Origin of the sequence: Dyella japonica DSM 16301 (assembly GCF_001010355.1) — a bacterium.
GTDB lineage: Bacteria > Pseudomonadota > Gammaproteobacteria > Xanthomonadales > Rhodanobacteraceae > Dyella > Dyella japonica.
Genome location: NZ_JPLA01000168.1, coordinates 1 through 357, shown reverse-complemented (window position 1 = coordinate 357; position 357 = coordinate 1). Strand labels below are relative to the sequence as shown.

Annotated in this window: 1 protein-coding gene; it reads right to left on the bottom strand. The window is 44.0% G+C overall.

Going from position 1 to position 357, the window contains the following annotated elements:
• Positions 1–265 (bottom strand): DUF2201 family putative metallopeptidase (locus Y882_RS19730; protein WP_211259242.1); only part of this gene is annotated, 265 nt, incomplete at its 3' end.
• Positions 266–357: the final 92 nt, after the last annotated feature.

Below are 357 nucleotides of genomic sequence, written 5' to 3'. Positions count from 1 at the left end.
CCATACGAACAGAATGCAGTAAGCCAACATGCCATAGTTCATGCATAAGTACTGTTACACGAGATTCAGGTAATAGACTTTCAAACCAATCAGGATTCCATTCGAGATGCTCACCATCGGTTTGTGCTGTATCACAGCCATCTTTTACCCAACGGAACTTCAGGGAACATAACAGTGAACCAAAGAATGCAGCAGTTTTGCCCATAAAGGCTTTAGCCTGACATCTGTCATCTTCACGGGTTAATTGAGCATCTGTCATGGACATATCAGTTTTCCTCTGCGAGATGAACCCCCATAGTTTGGGCTACACGTTTCTTTGGCCGAAAGTATTCAACTGCCTTTTGTTTAGCAGCAGCC